At 60.5% G+C, this 19,148-nt stretch carries 27 protein-coding genes; all 27 read left to right on the forward strand.

The features are described 5' to 3' along the window. The first annotated feature begins 54 nt into the window (after positions 1–54). The 27 genes from BLU46_RS22550 to BLU46_RS22670 all read left to right on the forward strand — a co-directional run bounded on the left by BLU46_RS22550 (position 55) and on the right by BLU46_RS22670 (position 19,137). Positions 55–789: a LexA family transcriptional regulator gene (locus tag BLU46_RS22550; RefSeq protein ID WP_081253083.1), complete on the forward strand. Its 735-nt coding sequence runs from the start codon at positions 55–57 to the stop codon at positions 787–789. Between the two features lie 595 nt (positions 790–1,384). Next, positions 1,385–1,723, forward strand: a complete 339-nt coding sequence (locus tag BLU46_RS22555; protein WP_093205518.1) for a phage holin family protein — start codon at positions 1,385–1,387, stop codon at positions 1,721–1,723. 22 nt (positions 1,724–1,745) lie between these two features. Further along, positions 1,746–2,261 carry an ATP-binding protein gene (locus BLU46_RS22560; protein WP_093205521.1) on the forward strand — a complete coding sequence of 172 codons (516 nt, stop codon included), beginning with the start codon at positions 1,746–1,748 and terminating at the stop codon, positions 2,259–2,261. A 3-nt stretch (positions 2,262–2,264) separates the two neighbouring features. Next, positions 2,265–2,873, forward strand: coding sequence for a phage baseplate assembly protein V (locus tag BLU46_RS22565; protein ID WP_093205524.1), 609 nt, complete (start codon positions 2,265–2,267; stop codon positions 2,871–2,873). 12 nt (positions 2,874–2,885) lie between these two features. Next, the gene (locus BLU46_RS22570) at positions 2,886–3,218 is read left to right on the forward strand and encodes a phage baseplate protein (protein WP_010170122.1); all 333 of its coding nucleotides are present in this window, start codon (positions 2,886–2,888) and stop codon (positions 3,216–3,218) included. Further along, a complete protein-coding gene (locus BLU46_RS22575; protein ID WP_093205527.1) occupies positions 3,215–4,210 on the forward strand; it encodes a baseplate J/gp47 family protein in 996 nt (331 codons plus the stop codon). The genes BLU46_RS22570 and BLU46_RS22575 overlap by 4 nt, the downstream gene beginning before the upstream one ends. Further along, positions 4,207–4,935 carry a phage tail protein I gene (locus BLU46_RS22580; RefSeq protein ID WP_063027460.1) on the forward strand — a complete coding sequence of 243 codons (729 nt, stop codon included), beginning with the start codon at positions 4,207–4,209 and terminating at the stop codon, positions 4,933–4,935. Before BLU46_RS22575 ends, BLU46_RS22580 begins: the two co-directional genes overlap by 4 nt. Continuing rightward, entirely contained in the window at positions 4,932–5,465 is a 534-nt protein-coding gene (locus BLU46_RS22585) for a hypothetical protein (RefSeq protein WP_093205530.1), read from the forward strand. The genes BLU46_RS22580 and BLU46_RS22585 overlap by 4 nt, the downstream gene beginning before the upstream one ends. Before the next feature lie 27 nt (positions 5,466–5,492). Then, positions 5,493–6,113, forward strand: coding sequence for a hypothetical protein (locus tag BLU46_RS22590; protein ID WP_093205533.1), 621 nt, complete (start codon positions 5,493–5,495; stop codon positions 6,111–6,113). Positions 6,114–6,124: 11 nt separating this feature from the next. Next, on the forward strand, positions 6,125–6,382 hold the full coding sequence (locus BLU46_RS22595; RefSeq protein ID WP_093205536.1) for a tail fiber assembly protein: 258 nt from the start codon (positions 6,125–6,127) through the stop codon (positions 6,380–6,382). An 84-nt stretch (positions 6,383–6,466) separates the two neighbouring features. After that, positions 6,467–6,640 carry a hypothetical protein gene (locus BLU46_RS33070; protein ID WP_172834548.1) on the forward strand — a complete coding sequence of 58 codons (174 nt, stop codon included), beginning with the start codon at positions 6,467–6,469 and terminating at the stop codon, positions 6,638–6,640. Positions 6,641–6,642: 2 nt separating this feature from the next. Then, a complete protein-coding gene (locus BLU46_RS22600; protein ID WP_063027466.1) occupies positions 6,643–7,809 on the forward strand; it encodes a phage tail sheath protein in 1,167 nt (388 codons plus the stop codon). Beyond that, a complete protein-coding gene (locus tag BLU46_RS22605) occupies positions 7,809–8,315 on the forward strand; it encodes a phage major tail tube protein (RefSeq protein ID WP_093205539.1) in 507 nt (168 codons plus the stop codon). The genes BLU46_RS22600 and BLU46_RS22605 overlap by 1 nt, the downstream gene beginning before the upstream one ends. A gap of 51 nt (positions 8,316–8,366) precedes the next feature. After that, the gene (locus BLU46_RS22610) at positions 8,367–8,948 is read left to right on the forward strand and encodes a phage tail assembly protein (protein WP_093205541.1); all 582 of its coding nucleotides are present in this window, start codon (positions 8,367–8,369) and stop codon (positions 8,946–8,948) included. A gap of 128 nt (positions 8,949–9,076) precedes the next feature. Continuing rightward, positions 9,077–10,492 (forward strand): tail tape measure protein, encoded by a 1,416-nt coding sequence (locus BLU46_RS22615; RefSeq protein WP_093205543.1) that lies wholly within the window; start codon positions 9,077–9,079, stop codon positions 10,490–10,492. After that, positions 10,492–10,875, forward strand: coding sequence for a phage tail protein (locus BLU46_RS22620; RefSeq protein WP_093205545.1), 384 nt, complete (start codon positions 10,492–10,494; stop codon positions 10,873–10,875). The genes BLU46_RS22615 and BLU46_RS22620 overlap by 1 nt, the downstream gene beginning before the upstream one ends. Further along, positions 10,868–11,080 carry a tail protein X gene (locus tag BLU46_RS22625; protein WP_093205547.1) on the forward strand — a complete coding sequence of 71 codons (213 nt, stop codon included), beginning with the start codon at positions 10,868–10,870 and terminating at the stop codon, positions 11,078–11,080. The genes BLU46_RS22620 and BLU46_RS22625 overlap by 8 nt, the downstream gene beginning before the upstream one ends. A gap of 9 nt (positions 11,081–11,089) precedes the next feature. Next, positions 11,090–12,100 carry a contractile injection system protein, VgrG/Pvc8 family gene (locus tag BLU46_RS22630; protein ID WP_093205549.1) on the forward strand — a complete coding sequence of 337 codons (1,011 nt, stop codon included), beginning with the start codon at positions 11,090–11,092 and terminating at the stop codon, positions 12,098–12,100. A 59-nt stretch (positions 12,101–12,159) separates the two neighbouring features. Further along, positions 12,160–12,744, forward strand: a complete 585-nt coding sequence (locus tag BLU46_RS22635; RefSeq protein WP_093205551.1) for a phage tail terminator protein — start codon at positions 12,160–12,162, stop codon at positions 12,742–12,744. After that, positions 12,741–12,923, forward strand: a complete 183-nt coding sequence (locus BLU46_RS22640) for a DUF2635 domain-containing protein (protein ID WP_017480153.1) — start codon at positions 12,741–12,743, stop codon at positions 12,921–12,923. Before BLU46_RS22635 ends, BLU46_RS22640 begins: the two co-directional genes overlap by 4 nt. Then, positions 12,923–14,419: a phage tail sheath subtilisin-like domain-containing protein gene (locus tag BLU46_RS22645; RefSeq protein WP_093205553.1), complete on the forward strand. Its 1,497-nt coding sequence runs from the start codon at positions 12,923–12,925 to the stop codon at positions 14,417–14,419. The genes BLU46_RS22640 and BLU46_RS22645 overlap by 1 nt, the downstream gene beginning before the upstream one ends. Before the next feature lie 64 nt (positions 14,420–14,483). Beyond that, positions 14,484–14,831 (forward strand): phage tail tube protein, encoded by a 348-nt coding sequence (locus BLU46_RS22650; protein WP_010170089.1) that lies wholly within the window; start codon positions 14,484–14,486, stop codon positions 14,829–14,831. Then, entirely contained in the window at positions 14,828–15,124 is a 297-nt protein-coding gene (locus BLU46_RS22655) for a phage tail assembly protein (protein ID WP_017480155.1), read from the forward strand. Before BLU46_RS22650 ends, BLU46_RS22655 begins: the two co-directional genes overlap by 4 nt. A gap of 5 nt (positions 15,125–15,129) precedes the next feature. Beyond that, positions 15,130–15,255 (forward strand): hypothetical protein, encoded by a 126-nt coding sequence (locus tag BLU46_RS33375; protein WP_010170085.1) that lies wholly within the window; start codon positions 15,130–15,132, stop codon positions 15,253–15,255. After that, a complete protein-coding gene (locus BLU46_RS22660; protein ID WP_093205556.1) occupies positions 15,255–16,871 on the forward strand; it encodes a phage tail tape measure protein in 1,617 nt (538 codons plus the stop codon). The genes BLU46_RS33375 and BLU46_RS22660 overlap by 1 nt, the downstream gene beginning before the upstream one ends. Further along, the gene (locus BLU46_RS22665; protein WP_093205558.1) at positions 16,858–18,096 is read left to right on the forward strand and encodes a DNA circularization protein; all 1,239 of its coding nucleotides are present in this window, start codon (positions 16,858–16,860) and stop codon (positions 18,094–18,096) included. The genes BLU46_RS22660 and BLU46_RS22665 overlap by 14 nt, the downstream gene beginning before the upstream one ends. A gap of 3 nt (positions 18,097–18,099) precedes the next feature. Further along, positions 18,100–19,137 (forward strand): phage baseplate assembly protein, encoded by a 1,038-nt coding sequence (locus BLU46_RS22670; RefSeq protein ID WP_093205559.1) that lies wholly within the window; start codon positions 18,100–18,102, stop codon positions 19,135–19,137. Positions 19,138–19,148: the final 11 nt, after the last annotated feature.

Below are 19,148 nucleotides of genomic sequence, written 5' to 3' on the forward strand. Positions count from 1 at the left end.
AAATATGCAAATTAGCATTTGCCAAGCATCAAAACTGCCTGCAATATCCGCGTTATGCAAAAACGCAACGTTTCTATCGTCTTAAGAGAGCTGCTGGACCGCGACCGGATCTCCCCCACGGAGCTTCACCGGCGTACCGGCGTGCCTCAATCCACGTTGTCCCGGATCCTCAGCGGCAAGATCGTTGATCCGTCGGACAAGCACATCTCACGCATCGCCGATTACTTTCAGGTCAGCACCGATCAGCTGCGCGGGCGCGCAGGGCTGGTGTCGGCGCGGGCGGACGAGCGTGACCCGATGCATTCGGAACTCAAGGACATAAGCCTGTGGGACGACGACACGCCCGTTAATGATGACGAGGTGTCGATCCCCTTTCTGCGCGAGGTTGAATTGGCTGCTGGATCAGGAAGATTCGTCATCGAGGAAAGCGAGAAGGCCAGCCTGCGATTCGGCAAGCGCAGCCTGCGGCATAACGGGGTGCAGTTCGACCAGGCCAAGTGCGTCACGGTGCGTGGCAACAGTATGTTGCCGGTGCTGCGTGACGGCGCGACCGTCGGCGTCAACGCCGGCAAGTGCGGGATTGGTGACATCGTCGACGGCGATCTGTATGCCATCAATCACAATGGCCAACTGCGGGTGAAACAGCTCTACCGCCTGCCTTCGGGGATTCGCCTGCGCAGCTTCAACCGCGATGAACACCCGGATGAAGATTACAGCTTCCAGGACATCCAGGATGAGCAGATCAGCATCCTCGGTCACGTCTTCTGGTGGGGCATGTACGCCCGCTAACCCTTCTTCGTAAGACAAAGCCCGCCAATGAGCGGGCTTTTTTTCGTCCGTGCAAAACCACCAAACCCTTTGCCCATAAGGCTGCGAATGCATTCATGCATATGTGTCGCAAAAATAAATGCATTTGTGCATTGACTGTATATGCATACATGCATATTCTTCGTCTCAAGCCAGCCAAGAAGGCCTGGTGGAGGCGGCAAGGATGCTGCCAAGGAAGACAAGGACGTTACGCAACACCGGCAAGGACGCCATCGAAGCGATGGCACGGATGCCAGGCAACACCGGCAAGGATGCCGACGCTCTTTAGTTTCAAACCGCTTCAAGAACAGGCAGCGATGAACCGGCCTTAACGGTTCAGAGGGTTGGCAACTGGCCCGGGTGTGCAGCGTAAAGCACCAGAAGCAGTTATCCGGCAGACAGGGATCGTGGTCGGAAAAACATTGAGGAAAGAACCGTACCGCGCCAGTAGCGCCGAAAGTTCGAGGAAATCATTACTGAAAAGCCCGGGCAACCGGGCTTTTTGGAATGCCTACCTATAAATGGAATTACCCAAAACCCGGCACTGCGCCGGTAATGCTCAGCCAGGAGGCGTGACATGACAAACGAGCAGCAAGCGTTAGCGGAAATGCCTATCTGGTTGGTGATCGCACTGGCCCTGATCGGCGGTGTATCCGGAGAAATGTGGCGCGCCGACAAGGAGGGCGCCCGCGGTTGGTCGCTGGTGCGGCGCCTGGCCCTGCGTTCCGGGGCCTGCATGGTGTGCGGGGTGTCAGCCCTGATGCTGTGCTACGCCGCCGGCATGTCGATCTGGACGGCCGGCGCCATTGGTTGCCTGACCGCCATGGCCGGTGCCGACGTGGCCATCGGCCTTTATGAACGCTGGGCGGCCAAGCGCATCGGCGTCAACGAAGGCCCAGGCCGGGACCCGCATTAACCGTTGCAAGGACGCAACTTAAATGACACTCATCGAAAAACCTTCCCAACTGCCCCAGGCCATCAACGAGGCGTTGCGCGTTGCCTTTCCGAATCTGAAGGTCGGCAATCATCAGGACTTCCAGGGCACCGCGGATAACACCGGCGTGTTGATCACGGTCGAAGGCAATGGCCCGGGCATTCGCTCCCGCGAAGGGCGCAAGGCCCACGCCCTGGGGATTTTACTCAAGGCCATGGTTGCTCCGGGTGCCTTGCCCTTTGATGCCTGCGACCTGGCCAGCCAACTGATGGACCTGGTGTTGGATAACCGCTGGAACCTGCCGCAGGAGCAGTGCGACCTGCCGACCAATATTGTCGCTGCGCCCTCAATACGTACCACCGCAGAAACGGACTACGACACCTGGACCGTCAGTTTCACCCAAACCCTCTATATCGGACCGCCGCTGCTCAACGATCCCACAGGCCAACCGCTGTTCGCCTGCACTTGGGAAGTCTCGAACATCGACGACCCCGACCAATACAAGCCGCTGGCGGAGTAGCCCATGTTCGACGCGCTGTTACGCATGCAACTGGGACCGATCGTCGAACGACTGGCAGAAATGGAGAGCCAGCTCGAAGACCTGTATCGACGCGCCGAAAGTTTTTGCCGCATCGGCGTGTGCCAGGAGGTCGACGCGGCCAGCAATACCTGCAAGGTCAGCCACGGTGAACTGCTCACGCCGGCGATCCGCTTTTTCAACCCCAGCGCCGGTGCGCAGACGGAAACCCGCATCCCGTCAGTGGGCGAGCAATGCTTGCTGCTCAACTACGGCGGCGGGGAGGGCGGGGCACAATCGGTGGCGTTGTTCGGCTTGAACAGCGACCGTTTTCCGCCGGTCTCAAGCGTTCCGACACTGACCCGGCGCCGCCATCAAGACGGCACACAAAGCGACTACGACGACGCCAGCCACACTTTCAACTGGGTCAACGGCCCGACTACGTTCACCGGTTCCCGTGAGCAGGTAGACGTCAAGGTCGGCGCCGCCAGCCTGACGATGAGCGCCGAGGCCATCACGCTGCAAGTTGGCGGTACAAGCCTGTTGCTGGACGCCGGCGGTGCGCACTTCAGCGGCCCGGTGGTGGACCACCAAGGTCGAGTCATCAGCCCCTGATAAGGACATCCCATGATCGGAATCGATAGAAACACCGGGGCGGCGGTCGATGACTGGCTGCAATTCGTCCAGCGCGCCACCCGAGCGCTGACCACTCCCTTGGGCACTCGCCAGAAGCGTCCGCTGTACGGCTCGATGATCCCGCAACTGCTCGGGCAAAACCTCGGCGATGACCTGCTGATTCTCGCCCAGAGCCATGCCGCCCAGGCGTTCTACAACCCGCAGAACGGCATCGCCGACTTCGAACCGCAAGTCATCGTCGCCAACCGCCAGGGCGCCGGCCTGTTGCTGCGCTTCGCCGGCACCTGGAAAAACCGCAAACAAACCTTCGAGGTGGTGACATGAGCATGCTGATACCTGGCCAGAACCAGTTGGCTGAGCCAGCGATCATTGCCGTCGATGAATTCGAGCCGCTGTTGGCGGAGTTCAAGGCGTTTGTCGTTGATTACGTCGCGACTCGTGCGCCGGAAAATGCGGCCAAGCTGAAGGTCAGCCTGGAGAACGAAAGCGAACTGCTGACGCTGGCATTGGAAGCTTTCTGCGTACGCCTGCAAACCCACGAGCGTAAATACAACGCCCGCATCAAGCAGATGCTGGCGTGGTGGGCCACCGGCAGCAACCTCGACGCACGCCTTGCCGACATGGGCCTGGAGCGTCAGGTGCTCGACCCTGGTGACCCGGCGGCTTTCCCGCCGGTGCCGCCGACGCTGGAAAGCGACGACGATGCCCGCCTGCGTTACTACCTGGCGCCACACGCTCCCGCAGCAGGCTCGCGCATGCAGTATCGCCGGGAGGTTTTCACCCTCGGTGAGCGTCCATCGGTGAAAGTGCAAAGTGCTACGCCGGGGGTGGTGACGGTCACTTATACCTTCGACCCCGACGGTTACGCGACGCGGGTCAAGGATGGCAACGGCCGTCGCACCGCGCCCGGTGAAGTGATGGTCACGGTCCTGTCCCGAGACGGGGATGGCACACCTTCTGCTGATCTGCTCGACGGTGTACGCCGGCACTTTGCCCGGCCTGATGTGCGCCCGGAAACGGATCTCGTCACGGTGCAGGCGGCTCAGATCCTGCGTTACAAAATCCGCGTGGTGGCGAAGATCAACGCCGGCCCGGACTCCGGGCTCACTCAAGTCGCCGCCCAGAAACTGCTGCAAGACTATGCAGAATCTTGTCATCGCCTGGAAGGGCGGGTGGACCCGAGCTGGATCGACTACGCCATCCACTCGGCGGGCGCTGCGCAACTGCAAATTCTTGAGCCGCTGGAGCCGATCGTCACCACGGCATTCCAGGCCCCGTATTGCACGGGCGTCGAGGTGGAGGTGCGCACGCTATGAACGAGACAAAAGGCAGCTTGCTGCCCGCCAACAGTTCGCCGTTGGAGAAGGCACTGGACTTGGGTTTCGGGCAGTTGCTTGACCGGGTGACGCCACCCTTTCCCGCCTTGATGAACCCGCTGCAAACGCCGGTTGAGTTCCTTCCCTACCTGGCCGCTGATCGCGGCGTCAGTGAATGGGACGCCGCTGCCAGCGAGTCTGAGAAGCGCCTCACCGTGGCCTTGTCCTGGCAGATCCAACGTCAGGCCGGTACGCCCAAGGCGCTGAGCTATGCGGTCGAATCGCTGGGGTTCACCCCCAATATCAGCGCCTGGTACCAACAGCGGCCAACCGGTCTGCCCTACACCTTTGATGTGCAGGCAATCATCGGTCGCAGTTGGTCCAGTGGTGATCACAACCGTTTGATCCGCCGCATCAACGCGGCCAAGAGCGAGCGGGATCTGGCCACCATCACCATCGTGCACGAGACCTCCCAGGGTTTACGTGTCGCTGCAGCCGCTGATCCAGGGTTGAGCATCGGCGATGAGAGCCAGCCCGGGGCGTTACCCGAGGTGAAGCTGCACGGGGTACTTGCTTGTAGCAGCGTGGCGCACACACCGCTCAGCGATGGCGAGTTGCAGCTGTGCGGCGTACTGCCTGAATTCGGGCTGGCGGCCCGGCTTAACAGTGCTGGGGTAGCCCGGCACTACACCATTAACGACTACGACCTCAGGGCGCAGCCATGACAGATGAAATTACACGCCTGGTGCGCTTCACCTCCAAGGGATTGGATGAAGTGCTGCAGGCAAAGAACCAGGGCTTGAAAGGCGAAATCACCCACATTGGCGCCGGTACTGGCCGCTACAACCCCGACGGCACCGAAGTTGCCCTGCGTGACGAGCGCCAACGGGTCGCCATTGTGGACTACGAGGACTTGGGCGACCGACAACTCAGGATGGCCGCGCTGTTTGATGGCGAGGCTGAGTATGAGATTGGTGAGTTTGGGTTTTACCTCGCCAGTGGGACCTTGTTGGCGGTGTATTCCGTGGCGGGGAAGTTGCTGACGTATAAAGCGGCTGCGGCTCGGGTGCTGCAGAAGTTCACGTTGGATATTTCGCCGTTGCCGGCGGAAAGCGTGACTATAGTTGTGGGGAGTGACAACCTAAATATTTTGTTGGGGGAGGATATTGCAGTACTTGCTACAGCGAATATTGACAACATGGCTCGTCATACTGAATTGCTGTTTCGTGTGATGTCACTGGAATCAGGCCGGTAAGGCATAAATAGTTAAGGAGTATTAAACGTGAGTCTAGAAACGACTATTACATCGCTGGTGACGGCGGCGAACAATTTGACCACTGCCGTCAATGGAAAAATCGGTAGTATCAATGCGACGATGGGCGGCGCGTTGGCGCAGTTTAATGAGTGGCGTAGCCTAAAGGATGTGGAGGGGGATCCGAACTATCCTGGGACCATTCGCAGCACCATTCTTCAGGGCCATGTTTACGGCACAGGTGGTGTCTACGAGGCGCAGTCGATAGGTGATTTCGTGTCTACAGACTTGGGCTCGAGCGTCAATGTCTATATGCATTTCAAAATTCCATTGAACCTCAACATCAACTCAGAAATGTTCTGGTTCAATATCAAAGGTTACAGCTACGGAACGGCGAAAATTATCGATGAGACGTTAGTTGGGTATTGCTATCAACCGAACCGAACACTGCACAATGCCTCAACCTTCGGCAATATGACACCTGCTGTTTACGTTGATGCTAATGGCAATATTGTGATGCGGATTTTGATACCCAATATATATTACACCACGGTCCGTATTGACACTATGCGAGTGGGTAATGGCCGTCTGTTTAATTTGGGTGATATCAAAACCAAGGTTTCGCTGGCTGATACAGTGGTTTTTAGTTAAGGAGAGAGAACATGTCTGAGACATTTAACGCCGAGAATCCAGCGGCTGGTATTGCGGTACCGACACCTGAAATTGAATGGGCAGCCGTTCGTTCTCGTCGCGATCAACTATTGCGCGCAACTGACTTCACTCAATTGCCGGACTATCCAGCGACCGACGCGCAGCGAACAACCGTAGCGTCATACCGAAAGGCGTTGCGTGATATTCCTGAGCAGGTGGCAGAGCCTTCGAAGCTTGTATGGCCCGTACTACCCACCTTCCTGAAATAACCCACCGCGAAAGCGGTTTTTTTTCGCCCGCCCAAAGCCCCTCTCGCAGGGGCTTTGGCGTTTTTCACCCGGAGAATTCCACTCATGCTCAACCGCCAAACCTACACCGTCCTCATTCCATTCCCCACCGGCAACGGCCACTGGTCTACCGCCGGCCAGGAACTGGAACTGCTGGACGTCGAAGCATCCGCCCTGCGCACCGCTGGCCGTCTGGAACTCACCAGCGTCCTCAACTCCACTCCCAAGAAGGCTGAATAACCATGGCTGAGGTTTTGAACTTCGAGCACAACGGCATCACCGTGAATGCCACCGAATCCCCCGAGGCCATGGGTGGCCTGGGCGATAACGTCATCGGCCTGGTGGGCACTGCCCCCAACGCCCACGCGTCGATCCCGAAAAACGCCCCGTTCCGCATCAACAGCTTCACCACCCAGGCGCTGCTGGACCCTACCGGCGCTGAAACCGGCACGCTGTTCCACGCCGTGTATCAGATCCTCAAAGTGGTCAAGGTGCCGGTCTACGTAGTGATCGTCGACGAGGGCACCACCCCGGCCGACACCCTCAATAACGTAATCGGCGGTGAAGAGCCGGTCACCGGCCGCAAACTGGGCCTGGCCTCCCTGGCCAGCGTCCCCGAAGACCTGACCATCATCGGCGCCCCGGGATTCACCGGCACCAAAGCCGTGGCCGGCGAATTTGCCTCCTTCGGCAAGCGCATCAAGGCCCGTGTGGTGCTGGATGGCAAGGACGCAACCGTCGCCGATCAGGTGATCTACAGCGGCGAACTGGGCGGTGCCGACCTCGGTTTCGACCGTTGCCTGCTGGTGCACAACATGCCGTCGGTGTACTCCAAGGCCGCGAAGAAAAATGTGTTTCTGGCCCCGTCGTCCCTGGCCATCGCTGCACTGGCCAAGGTTAAGCAGTGGGAAAGCCCGGGCAATCAGGTGACCTTCGCCGAAGACGTTTCCCGCGTGGTTGAGTACAACATCCTCGACACCTCCACCGAAGGCGACCTGCTCAACCGCTACGGCGTGAGCTACTACGCCCGCACCATCCTCGGCGGTTTCTCGCTGCTGGGTAACCGCTCCATTACCGGCAAGTTCATCAGCTACGTGGGCCTGGAAGACGCCATCAGCCGCAAGCTGGTCAAGGCCGGCCAGAAAGCCATGGCCAAGAACCTCACCAAGTCGTTCATGGACCAGGAGGTCAAGCGCATCAACGACTGGCTGCAAACCCTGGTCGCCGACGAAACCATCCCCGGCGGCAGCGTGTACCTGCACCCGGAACTGAACAGTGTCGAGAAGTACAAGAACGGCACCTGGTTCATCGTCATCGACTACGGCCGCTACGCGCCGAACGAACACATGATTTATCAACTCAACGCCCGCGATGAAATCATCGAGCAGTTCCTGGAGGACGTTCTCTAATGTTTACCAACCGTGTAAGACAGGCCATTGCGGCCACCCTTCAAGGCCTGCCGTTGTCCGCAACCGTGGAAGAATTCACTCCGCCGAAGATTGAGTTCGAGATGGAAGCCATGGCCGGCGGACGCTTTATCGCCGAGGAAATGGCCAAGAGCGCCAAGGTGCTGAATGCCAAGCTGATCCTGCAAGGCGCCGGCCCGGAAATCATGCTGGCCTTGGGCGTGCGCCTGGGTGACGACATCCTGCTGAACGTGCGTGAAGCCGGCCAGGACCAGGATGGCCGCACCTATTTCACCTATCACACCGTCGGCGGCAAGCTCAAATCCCTGGAGGAAGCGAAGCTGAAGATGGGTGAGAAGGCGACCACCACCCTGGAGCTGTCCTGCCGCACCTACAACCGCCTGGAAAACGGCATCCCGGTAATCGACATCGACGTGCGTACCCAGAAGTTCGTGCTCAACGGCGTCGACATTCTCGGCGATGCCCGCCGCGCGGTACTGATGCCGTAAGCCCCCGGGAGCGGGTTTGCCCGCTCCCATACTTCATCAAGGAATTGACTCATGGCCTGGATGCCTCCGCTGCACATCCTGCTGTCGTCGATCACCGCCGACACTGGCGCGACGATCGAGCAGATTCAACTCAAGCCGTTGTTCTACGCCGCGCAAAAAGACGCGCTGGCCCGTGCCGGTGATGATGAGGACGACCAGTTTTTCGAACTGGCGAAACTCGCCACCGGCCTGTCGGAAAAGGAACTCGACCAACTCAAGCGTCCGGACTACGTGACCATCGCGCAATACGTGCATGACATGTCGACCCGCCCGGCCTCGTTCTTCCTGGACGAGTCCCGTGAGCCTGGCGACTCCAGCATCACCGAACAGGTGAAGCTGCTGCTGCCGCTGAACGCAGCGGGCCGAACCCTGACCGATGTGACCCTGGAAATGCCTGCCCTGCGCGCCACCAAAGTGATGAAAAAACTCACCACGGCCAAGGAACGCGCCGAGTTCATCACTGCCCATTGTTCCGGCCTGATGATCCCCGACCTGGCGGACCTGACCGTGCCCGACTGGACCGAACTGCAGGAGCGCATCGACGATTTTTTAAATCAACCGGCGGCCTTCTTTCGGAGCGCGACATCGAAGTAATCCTCGACGTCGTGCCGCTGGTTTACTCGGTGAACGAAGCGGAAATCCTGGACTGGGAAGTCGGAAAAGCATTGCGCCGCTACGACATCGCGATCACTCGCCTTGGCGTCAAACAGGAGTAGAGCGGGATGCAGATTAACTATGCGCTGGCATTTGCCGGGCAAACGTATGACCGAGGGCTTTCGAGGGACTTGTCACCGGCGGCCGAGGATTTGACCGGGCCTGCCTCCCTGGATGCGGTGCCTGCCGCACTGACGGATCTTAGCCTGGCGCTGGCCAGTGCCAGCCTCGAAATCAACGGCCTGACCCTGGAGCAGGTGCGGCTGCGCGAGACCCTCGAAACGCTCAACAGCACGTTGTTCATTAACGGCCACTCGCTGGAGACCAAGACGGTCGATGTCGCCGCTGGCGCACCGAAGGGCGAGCAAAAGGACCCAGCAACGGCCTCCGATTCCTGGGTGGACAAGGGCCTCAAGGCCGGGGCCGATATCGGGAAGGATTTGGGTTCGAGCCTGTTGGATACGGTCAAGACCCGAGTGATCGGCAATCTGGTCGATGTGACGTTCGGCAGGATTCCCGGAGTAGGGAAACTGTTCAAGGACGGGGGGCTTGATAAAGACAAGGACAAGGGTGGCGACAAGCAATGTTGCCCTGGCACCACCGGCCCACTTGAAACGGCGGCCGCACAGTTACCCGAAAGCGTTGGAGAGACGATCCGCAAGAAAGACAAAGCGCGCACCCCCGGGAATTTGAAGAAGCGGCGCGTCAAGCTTCCCAAGCCTGGCCAAACGGTTCCGCGTGAATCGAAGGCAACCGTCGATGGCAAAGCCGCGGATCTCAAACCTCTTCATCTTCCCGCCTCGGCAAATGCCGCGCCCCAGCTCAATGCGATGGGCCAGCCGCTTGTTCCGTTCTCTGCCAAACAGGCCGCCCAGGCGTCGACCAACCTCCCTGGTAATTACGCAGCGCCGTCGGCAAACCGCCGTGTGGCGCGCGGTGCAGGCAAAGGCCTGGCCGCGAGTTTATCGGGAGTGTTTGCCAGACTGGAATCGGTAGGCACCCGCCGCCTCGGCCCGTTGAAGTACGTCGACACCGCCATGGATATGGTGCAGGGCGTGCGCAATGGCGACGCAAAAGCGGTCGCCTCCGGCCTCAGCACCGCGGGCGGCGCCTGGGCGGGAGCCTCCGCCGGCGCCGCTATCGGCACCCTGATTTTTCCCGGTGTCGGCACTGCTGTCGGCGGCGCCATCGGTGGTTTGTTGGGCAGCGAGGCGGGCACCTGGCTCGGTGACAAGTTGTTCGGCCCAAGTGATCGTCTGCCATCACCCAACACGGTAAGCAAGGAACTCAGTAGCGCCAGCACCGACAACCTGCAGATCACCATCGCGCCAAGCATTCAGATCAGCGGTGTAAGTCTTGCCGATGCCCAACCCATCATCGATGGCGTGATTCAGGCGCTGCAATACCAAACCTTACCGATACTGACCGACGCCTTGAGCGTGCGGCGTAACGCATCGCTGACTGATTTAAGGGGATATGCCTGATGCGACAGCAAATGGTACTGGGGGATTTTATTTTCGGGTTGTCGCGCGGGTTTGCCTATTCCGGTCTCAACCGCCTCACGGACGGTGGCTGGGCGAATCTGGAGATTATTGCCAGCAAGCCGCAGTCGCGGCAGAAAGGGCAAAACCTGGAAAAGCTCACGTTCACAGGTAAAGCCGCGTACGCCGTGGGCATGCAACGCCTGGACGAGCTGCGCGCCCTGCAGAATGGTCGGGCGCCGCTGCCATTGGTGGACGGTATCGGTCGTAACTGGGGACTGTGGCGCATCACCTCGGTCACGGAAGAACAGTCCTGTGTAATCGATGACGGCACCGCTCTGGTGATCGGCTGGACACTGGTGCTGGAGGAGTTCGTCAATGCGTAGAGTGCGAAGTATTGCCGGTGACTCGGTCAACCTGCTGCTCTACCGCGAGCTTGGCCGCTGCGATGACATGGCTGAAGAAAACCTCTGGCGCTTGAATCCCGACCTTGCCGAGCAGGGCCCGGTCTTGCCGGCGGGTGTTTGGGTAATCGTGCCCGAAGTGGAGTCGCGCCCGGTTGCGGTGCGCCCGGTGTCGGCCTGGGATTAAGGAGGTTTCATGGCAATGGGATTTACCCCGATCGTCGAGTTCTACGGCGCCAACGCGGCCCTGCTCAACGAGCGAATCATGCAGTGGAGCCATACGGATACCACCGGTATTGAATCTGACCAGTTGGAACTCACCCTCAACATCGAAGGCCTGGAAGGCTTGCCGAGCCTGAGCGGGAAGATCGGTTTTCGGGCGGGCTACCTGGAGACGGGGCTGGTGGAAAAGGGCGAGTTTGTGGTTACCCATCTAACGCCGTTCCTGTTTCCCATGCGCCTGGTGGTGGGAGCCACCGCAGCTCCGTTCAGTGTGCAGGATCAAACCGGCTATCGGCAGCGTCGTTCCGCCAGTTACGGGCCGACGACCCTGGGGGCGCTGTTCCGCCAACTGGTGACCCGCCACGGCTTTTCACCCCGTGTTGCGCCGAGTCTGGAGGGTATTTTCATTCCCCATATCGATCAGTCCAATGAAAGCGACATGGCCTTTATCACCCGTCTTGCCGGGAAGTACGGTGGGGTCAGCAAGCCCTTCAACGAGCTGTATGTACTGGCTGACAGCGGGCAGGTCAAAACGCTTTCTGGGCAGATGCTGCCGGAGGTAAAACTCTCCGTGACCCTGAACAACCGCCCCGGCGACCAGGCATTTATCAGCGCCAAGTTTGAGGAGAAAGCCCGCGCTAAATACGCCGGCTGCCAAACCAGTTGGTGGGATGCGGCGGCAGGCAAGCTGCGAGTAGTCCAGGTCGGAGTTGCCCCGTTCACGGTCCTGCGCCAGCGCTATCAGAGCGAAAATGAAGCCCGGGTGGTGGCGGAGCGCGAGTTGGGCCGGGCCAGCCTTAAAGGACGAACGCTGACCATTGATTGCCCAGGTAACCCATTGCTGGCGGCCGAAGGTCTTTTGCTGCTGGACGAGACTTGGCCGACGTACATGCAAGGACGGTGGTCGATCAAAACGGTGACGCATACCGGGGTGCCGAAGACGGGCTATCGCAGTTCGATTGTCGCCAGTGGTTTGACGGTCTAGCCGCTCCCCCTTTAACCAAGCCCGCTCCCGAGCGGGTTTTTTATTGCCCGGTGACCCCCATGAAGATCACCCCGTTACTGACTCACCTGCGTGATCACTGCCCCGGTTTCAACCAACAGGTGCACGCTGGCCTCGATCTCGATGCCCTGCAAACCCTGCCCGGTGCACCCACTGCGGTCGTTACGCCGATCACTGACGCAGCCACCGCGAACAGTTCGCAAAACACCACCCGGCAAACTATCCGCGAGCATTTTGGCGTGGTGCTGGTACTCGACCTGGTGGACGGCCAACAAGCCCTGGCCATGGACCAACTCCACGCTCTGCGCGCCGAAGTCTGGCGCGCCCTGGTGGGATTCAAGCCCGAGCGCTTCTACGAGCCCATCCAATACGAAGGCGGCGACTGGCTGCTGTTGACGAAGACCCGCGGGCTCTACCGGCTGCGCTTTTTCGCCGAGTTCCAACTGGGACGCAACCTCAGCACACAGCCAGCCGAAACCTGGCTCGAGCTTGAGCTGGACGCTCTGCCGTCCTTCAACGGGGTGACGGTGCGGGTCGATGCCATCGACCCGGCCGACCCCAATCTGCAACGCCCAGGCCCCGACGGGCGCCTGGAAATGACGTTTTCTGCCGAGGTAAAACCATGAGCAAACGCATCACCGTACTGCCGGTTGCCGGCCGTGCCGTACCTGACCCGGAGGCGGGCGATCTGTTGCCCGCCGAAGGCCGCGAAGTCCCGGACAACGCCTGGTGGCGTCGACGTCTGGCCGATGGCGACATCACAACCAAAGCCGTCAAGGCGGCAAAACCACAGGGAGCCAAATAATGGCGATTGGATTCAGTCATATTCCGGCGGACATTCGTGTGCCGCTGTTCTACGCCGAGATGGACAATTCGGCGGCCAATAGTGCGTCGTCGGCCTTGCGCCGGCTGATCGTGGCCCAGGTCAACGACAACGTCACCAGCCCGGAAATCGGCAGTCTGGTGCTGGTATCTAGCGTGGCCATGGCCAAGCGTATCGGTGGCCAGGGTTCGATGCTGGCGTCGATGTACGAGACGTTCCGCAAGAGTGACCCGGTGGGCGAGATCTGGTGCCTGCCGCTGCACAGTACTGAAGGCAGCGCGGCCAAGGCCGATCTCAAACTGACCGGCGCCGCGACCCAAGGTGGCATCCTCAGCCTGTACGTCGGTGGCACCCGTGTTCAAGCCACCGTGATCAATGGCGCGACTGCTGCCGTTGCCGCCACCGCCCTGGCGTTGAAAATCAACGCCAGTGCCGACCTGCCGGTCAGTGCGGTAGCCGTCGATGGCACCGTCACCCTGACCGCCAAATGGACCGGTGACAGTGGCAACGACATCAGCCTGCAACTCAACCGCCTGGGTCAGAGCAACGGTGAACAACTCCCTGACGGCCTGACCGCTGTCCTCGGCAAAATGGCCGCGGGCGCCGGTGTACCGGACCAACTCGCGGCGCTGGCTGCGCTGGGCGATGAGCCGTTTGAATTCATCTGCATGCCGTGGGCCGACACCTCCAGCCTTAACGCCTGGCAAGCGGTGATGGATGACAACAGCGGACGCTGGTCCTGGGCCAAGCAACTGTTCGGTCACGTGTACACCGCCAAGCGCGGCACCATCGGCACCCTGGTGGCGGCCGGGCAAGGGCGTAACGACCAGCACGTGACCATCCAGGCCATGGAGCCGGGCGTGCCGCAACCGTTCTGGGTCCAGGCAGCCGCCTTGGCCGCACGCACGGCGGTATTTATCTCCGCCGATGCCAGCCGTCCGACCCAAAGCGGCAGCCTGCCAGGCCTCGACCCGGCGGACGCCAGCGAGCGCTTCACCCTGACCGAGCGCCAATCGCTGCTCAACTACGGCATCGCCACCGCCTACTACGAAGGCGGTTACGTGCGCATCCAGCGGGCGATCACCACCTACCAGAAGAACGCTTTCGGCCAGGCGGACAACTCCTACCTGGACAGCGAAACCCTGCACCAGTCGGCCTTTATCGTGCGCCGTCTGCAAAGCGTGATCACCAGCAAGTACGGGCGCCACAAACTCGCCGCAGACGGCACGCGTTTTGGCGCCGGCCAGCCGATCGTCACCCCGAGCACTATCCGCGGTGAGCTGATCGCCCAGTACGCCAAGCTGGAATTGGAAGGTCATGTGGAGAACGCCGAGCTGTTCGCCGAGCACCTGATCGTCGAGCGCGACAGCCAGGACCCGAGCCGGATCAACGTGCTGTTCCCGCCGGATTACGTCAACGGGCTGCGGGTGTTTGCGCTGCTCAACCAGTTCCGTTTGCAGTACGACGCGGCGGTGTAAGCCCCGCGCTTTTCGCAACTGATTCCAGCCCGCCGAGTGCGGGCTTATTTTTGGGAGAAACATCATGGGTCAACTGATTGCGGGCACCTGCTACGTCAAAGTGGACGGCGCTCAACTGACCATCAACGGCGGCTGCGAAGCACCGTTGATGGCCGTCAAGCGGGAAACCGTGGTGCCGGGTTTCTACAAGGAAACCGACATCACCCCGTCCTTCAAAGTCACCGCGCTGCACACGCCGGACTTTCCATTGAAGCAACTGATCGCCGGCACGGACATGACCGTCACCTGCGAATTCAACAACGGCAAGGTCTATGTGCTGGCCGGTGCCTACCTGGTGGAAGAGCCGGTGGCCAAGGGCGACGACGCCGTGATCGAGCTGAAATTCGAAGGCATCAAGGGGACCTGGCAATGACCGACACGGTGAAGCTGCAAGTGGCCATCGAGGCCCACGGCGAGCCACTGACCGAACTCACCCTGCGCCGCCCGACGGTGCAGGAGGTACGGGCGATCAAGGCGCTGCCGTACAAGATCGACAAGGGTGAAGACGTGAGTCTGGACCTCGACGTCGCCGCCAAGTACATCGCGGTGTGCGCGGGTATTCCGCCGTCGTCGGTCAACCAACTCGACCTGGTGGACTTCAACGCGCTGAGCTGGGCCGTCGCCGGTTTTTTCATGAGTGCGGCGCAGGCTCCGTCGCCGAGCTGATTGCGGTGGCCTACGACCTGGCCTGGTTCTGGAAGGTTGACCCCGAACAGATGCTGGCCAGGCCTTTGGATACGCTCCGGGAGTCCCTGGAGCATGCGCAACGGATCAATGCGATGCAGCAGGTGCAGTGATGGCAGAAGCTCAGAAAGTAGAAAGTACCGCCGTGCGCCTGACCGGGATCGACCAGCTGTCGCCCAAGCTCGCTGCGCTGCAGGCCACGGTCGGGCGCTTCAGGCAGAACCTGGAACAGACCGGTCTCGGCAAGCTGGATATCGCCGGTTTGGTGAAGGGCGGCGGGCTGGCGGCACCGTTTGTCAGCGGCATCAAATCGGCGTTGGCGTTCAAGGCTGAGGTCGGCGAAGTGAATACCGCCGTGGGGCAGGGCGTTACCGAAACGGCGGCGCAGGGCCTGAAGGATTTCAACGCCTCGCTGGACAAGGTATCAGTGGCTTTCGGTACCGCGCTGTTGCCAGCCGTCACGGCGGTGGTGGTCGGGCTGGAGCCGTTGCTGACCTCGGTGGCCCAAGTGCTTACCGAGAATCCGCAACTGGTGCAGGGCCTCGCAGCGGGTGCGGTGGCGTTTACCGCCATTCAAACGGCTGTCACCGGCGTGTCCCAGGCGCTGGGGCTGATGCAACTGGTGCTCAGCGCCAACCCGATAGTGTTGGTGGCTGTGGGCATTGCCGTGGCGGCGGGATTGATCGTTGCCAACTGGAAGCCGATTTCGGCGTTTTTTGTCGGGCTCGGCGAACGGGTGATGTCGGCGATTGGAACGATGGGCGAGTTTTTTCAGACGGTCTTTGCGTTTCGTCCGCTGGAACAGGTGATGCGCTTGTGGGGGCCGATCACAGGCTTTTTTGCAGGGTTGTGGACGTCGCTGAAGGTGATGGCGCAGCCCCTGGTCGGCTTTTTCACCACACTGTTTTCCTGGTCGCCAATAGGTTTGATCGTCAACAACTGGACGCCGTTGAGCGGCTTTTTTGCGGCCCTCTGGGACTTGCTCAAAGCACTGAGCGTGCCAGTAGTCGAGTTCATGAAAAGCCTGTTCAGTTGGTCACCCGAAGGGCAAATCATTGCCAACTGGGGTGTGATCAGTGAGATGTTTGCGGCGATCTGGAGTGACTTCAAACTCACCGCGCTCGCGGCTTTTACCATCGTCAGCAGTTACTTCGATTGGTCGCCTCTGGACAAGATCTCTGCCGTCTGGGGTAGCGTCAGCGGCGCATTTGCCTCGATCTGGAGCGATCTCAAGTTGCAGGCCCAGGACGCCTTTGTGGTGCTGAGTGGTCTGTTCGACGATTGGCATCCGATGGAGCAACTTGAAGTCATGTGGGCCCCGGTGCTGAGTTGGTTCACCGCGCTGTCGGAGAAGCTTGCGGTGATCACCGCGCCGATTCGCAAGTTGTTCAACGGTGGGCTGGGTGAAGTGATCAACCAGGCGACCGGCAGTGTGGTGGAGTTGACCACCGAGCAACAGGAACGCAATGCCGAAAGCGCGCGTAATCCATCCTGGTTCCGCAAGGGGCCTGGCTTGGTATCACCCCTGGCGTCCAGCTCCAGTTCGCTGCTGCAACAAACCGCTGCCAACAACCGCACGCAGCTCAATGGCGACTTGCGGGTGAGCTTCGACAATGCACCAGCCGGCCTGCGGGTCGACCAGCCCAGAACCAACCAGCCCGGCCTGAGCGTCACCCCACGTGTCGGCTACCGTTCCCTGTCCCTTGGAGGCTCCAATGAGCTGGCGTGATCGTTTGTTGCCGGCGTCGTTTCGTGGCGTCGGGTTTTGGGTCGACCAGGCAAAAGTCCCGGTCGGCAAGAAGGGCCAGTTGCACGAATACCCTCAGCGCGACCTGCCGTTTTTTGAAGGGCTGGGCCAACAGTCCAGGGTGCATGAGCTGACGGCATTTGTAGTGGGCGAGGACTGCCTTGAGCAACGTGACAAGTTGCTCAAGGCCCTGGAGGAGGGCGCCGGCGAGCTGGTGCACCCGTGGCTTGGACGGTTGCAGGTCAAAGTCGGCGAATGCGAGATGACCCAAACCCGCCAGGACGGCGGGCTGGTGACCTTTGCCCTGAAGTTCTATCCCGACGAACCTTTGAAGTTTCCCACTACGGCGGTCAATACCCGCCAGCTGTTGCTGGTGTCGGCCGACAGTTTGCTGGGGTCGGCGGTGCTGCGTTTTGAGCAGGCCGTCGCACTGGTGAAGCAGGCGCGGGTGGGCATCCAGGCGTTGCGCAATGGACTGGCAGAGGTTTACCAGGTGATTGAGCAGCAGTTTGCCCCCCTGATTCAGTTGTATGGCGACCTGAATGCCTTGGTCAAAGCCATCAAGGAAGTGCCCAAGGAGCTGAGCGCCGAGTTCAAGGGCTTGCTCGGTGATGTGAAGGAGTTGAAGGCATTTGCCCGCAGCGGCTATCGCGGCATGCTGGCCAACCTCTCGCAGCAGGTGGAAGCGGCTCGGAATATCGACGTGCCAAAGCTGACCACCGGCAAGGACAGCGTGGCCGCCGTGCAGGCCACTGCCAACCTGGTACAGGACGCGTTGTGGGTGAAGATCGCCCATTGGCTGGCGGACGTACCGGTGGCGACCAAGGCGGTGACCCTAAGCACCACGCCGTCCCTGGCGCAACAGGCGGCACAGCCGGTGCAGCGCCGCGAAGTGCCGGTGGCTGACGATGTGCTGGTGCTGCGTGACCTTCTGAACGAAGCCATGTGGCAAGCCGCATTGAAGGCCGACGCCGGGCACTACGTTGCGCTGAACGACTTGCGCCAACAGATGTTCACGCATCTGACGGCGGTGGCATCGTCCGGTGTACGGCTGGTCAACCTGACGCCAATGCGCAGCATGCCCGCCTTGCTGTTGGCGTATCAGCGTTTCGGTGACGCGACGCGAGTGGGCGAGGTGGTGCAGCGCAATCGGGTGGCCCATCCGGGCTTCCTGCCGCCGGCGGATCTGCAAGTGGTCAGGGAGTAACCCATGAACGAGTTGGACAATGCCGTCACCCTGACCGTAGATGGCTTGGATTATGGCGGCTGGAAAAGCGTGGAAATCAGCGCCGACCTGGAGCGTCAATTTCGCACCTTCACCCTCAACATCACCTGGCAATGGCCCGGGCAAACCCTGACAGCGCCGATCAAGCCCGGCGCCCGTTGCCAGGTGCGCATTGGTTGCGATCTGGTGCTCACCGGCTTTGTGTTCAAGGCGCCCGTCACTTACGACGGCCAGCAGATCAGCCTGAGTATTCAGGGCGGTTCAGTGACGCAGGACCTGGTGGACTGCGCAGCGATAAACCAGCCCGGCCAGTGGCGCGGGCAAAGTGTGCTGAGCATCGTCCGTGCGCTGACGGCCACCTATGGCGTCGAGGTGCACAGCGAGATTGCCGAGACCACACGTTTGCATACCCACAGCATCGTGCCCGGGGAGACGGTATTCCAATCCATCGACCGCTTGCTGACGCTGTATCGGGTGTTCTCCACCGACGATGCGGACGGACGCCTGGTGCTGGCATTGCCCGGTAGTGCAGGGCGTGCGAATGACAGCCTGGAGCTGGGCAAGAACATCCTTTCTGCCAATGCACCGATGGACTTTGGCTCGGTGTTTTCCGAGTACCGCGTCATCGGCCAGCACAAGGGCGATGATCAGAAAAGTGCAGCGGCGGTCAGTGAGGTTTCAGGGATTTCCCGGGATGAAAAAGCCGCGCGAAAACGCGTCACGGTGATCAGCGAACCGACGCAGTTGACGCCCGAACTGGCCCAGCAACGTGCCGACTGGGAACGCGCTACCCGTACCGGAAAAGCCCTGACGACTACTTACACCGTGCAAGGCTGGCGGCAGTCCAACGGCGACTTGTGGCACCACAACCTGTTGGTGCGGGTGATCGATCCGGTGCTGGGATTTGACCAGGACATGCTGATCTCCAAGGTCACCTGGTCGCTCTCTGACCAAGGTTCGATCACCACCCTGCAGGTGGCGCCTCCGTCCACCTTTGATGCCAATCCGTTGCCATCCGCTTAACCATCAAGGAA

It is taken from the genome of Pseudomonas yamanorum, from assembly GCF_900105735.1.
In the GTDB taxonomy this organism is placed as follows: Bacteria; Pseudomonadota; Gammaproteobacteria; order Pseudomonadales; family Pseudomonadaceae; genus Aquipseudomonas; species Aquipseudomonas yamanorum.

What these genes read in the sequence shown, in the direction of transcription:
- BLU46_RS22610 (WP_093205541.1), top strand. Translation starts at nt 8,367, where the DNA reads ATGGCCTGGATGCCTCCGCTGCACATCCTGCTGTCGTCGATCACCGCC.
- BLU46_RS22565 (WP_093205524.1), top strand. Translation starts at nt 2,265, where the DNA reads ATGTTCGACGCGCTGTTACGCATGCAACTGGGACCGATCGTCGAACGA.
- BLU46_RS22625 (WP_093205547.1), top strand. Translation starts at nt 10,868, where the DNA reads ATGCGTAGAGTGCGAAGTATTGCCGGTGACTCGGTCAACCTGCTGCTC.
- BLU46_RS22555 (WP_093205518.1), top strand. Translation starts at nt 1,385, where the DNA reads ATGACAAACGAGCAGCAAGCGTTAGCGGAAATGCCTATCTGGTTGGTG.
- BLU46_RS22580 (WP_063027460.1), top strand. Translation starts at nt 4,207, where the DNA reads ATGAACGAGACAAAAGGCAGCTTGCTGCCCGCCAACAGTTCGCCGTTG.
- BLU46_RS22560 (WP_093205521.1), top strand. Translation starts at nt 1,746, where the DNA reads ATGACACTCATCGAAAAACCTTCCCAACTGCCCCAGGCCATCAACGAG.
- BLU46_RS22660 (WP_093205556.1), top strand. Translation starts at nt 15,255, where the DNA reads ATGGCAGAAGCTCAGAAAGTAGAAAGTACCGCCGTGCGCCTGACCGGG.
- BLU46_RS22550 (WP_081253083.1), top strand. Translation starts at nt 55, where the DNA reads ATGCAAAAACGCAACGTTTCTATCGTCTTAAGAGAGCTGCTGGACCGC.
- BLU46_RS22650 (WP_010170089.1), top strand. Translation starts at nt 14,484, where the DNA reads ATGGGTCAACTGATTGCGGGCACCTGCTACGTCAAAGTGGACGGCGCT.
- BLU46_RS22645 (WP_093205553.1), top strand. Translation starts at nt 12,923, where the DNA reads ATGGCGATTGGATTCAGTCATATTCCGGCGGACATTCGTGTGCCGCTG.
- BLU46_RS22665 (WP_093205558.1), top strand. Translation starts at nt 16,858, where the DNA reads ATGAGCTGGCGTGATCGTTTGTTGCCGGCGTCGTTTCGTGGCGTCGGG.
- BLU46_RS22655 (WP_017480155.1), top strand. Translation starts at nt 14,828, where the DNA reads ATGACCGACACGGTGAAGCTGCAAGTGGCCATCGAGGCCCACGGCGAG.
- BLU46_RS22600 (WP_063027466.1), top strand. Translation starts at nt 6,643, where the DNA reads ATGGCTGAGGTTTTGAACTTCGAGCACAACGGCATCACCGTGAATGCC.
- BLU46_RS33070 (WP_172834548.1), top strand. Translation starts at nt 6,467, where the DNA reads ATGCTCAACCGCCAAACCTACACCGTCCTCATTCCATTCCCCACCGGC.
- BLU46_RS22615 (WP_093205543.1), top strand. Translation starts at nt 9,077, where the DNA reads ATGCAGATTAACTATGCGCTGGCATTTGCCGGGCAAACGTATGACCGA.
- BLU46_RS22575 (WP_093205527.1), top strand. Translation starts at nt 3,215, where the DNA reads ATGAGCATGCTGATACCTGGCCAGAACCAGTTGGCTGAGCCAGCGATC.
- BLU46_RS22630 (WP_093205549.1), top strand. Translation starts at nt 11,090, where the DNA reads ATGGCAATGGGATTTACCCCGATCGTCGAGTTCTACGGCGCCAACGCG.
- BLU46_RS22595 (WP_093205536.1), top strand. Translation starts at nt 6,125, where the DNA reads ATGTCTGAGACATTTAACGCCGAGAATCCAGCGGCTGGTATTGCGGTA.
- BLU46_RS22605 (WP_093205539.1), top strand. Translation starts at nt 7,809, where the DNA reads ATGTTTACCAACCGTGTAAGACAGGCCATTGCGGCCACCCTTCAAGGC.
- BLU46_RS22670 (WP_093205559.1), top strand. Translation starts at nt 18,100, where the DNA reads ATGAACGAGTTGGACAATGCCGTCACCCTGACCGTAGATGGCTTGGAT.
- BLU46_RS22620 (WP_093205545.1), top strand. Translation starts at nt 10,492, where the DNA reads ATGCGACAGCAAATGGTACTGGGGGATTTTATTTTCGGGTTGTCGCGC.
- BLU46_RS22585 (WP_093205530.1), top strand. Translation starts at nt 4,932, where the DNA reads ATGACAGATGAAATTACACGCCTGGTGCGCTTCACCTCCAAGGGATTG.
- BLU46_RS22635 (WP_093205551.1), top strand. Translation starts at nt 12,160, where the DNA reads ATGAAGATCACCCCGTTACTGACTCACCTGCGTGATCACTGCCCCGGT.
- BLU46_RS22570 (WP_010170122.1), top strand. Translation starts at nt 2,886, where the DNA reads ATGATCGGAATCGATAGAAACACCGGGGCGGCGGTCGATGACTGGCTG.
- BLU46_RS22640 (WP_017480153.1), top strand. Translation starts at nt 12,741, where the DNA reads ATGAGCAAACGCATCACCGTACTGCCGGTTGCCGGCCGTGCCGTACCT.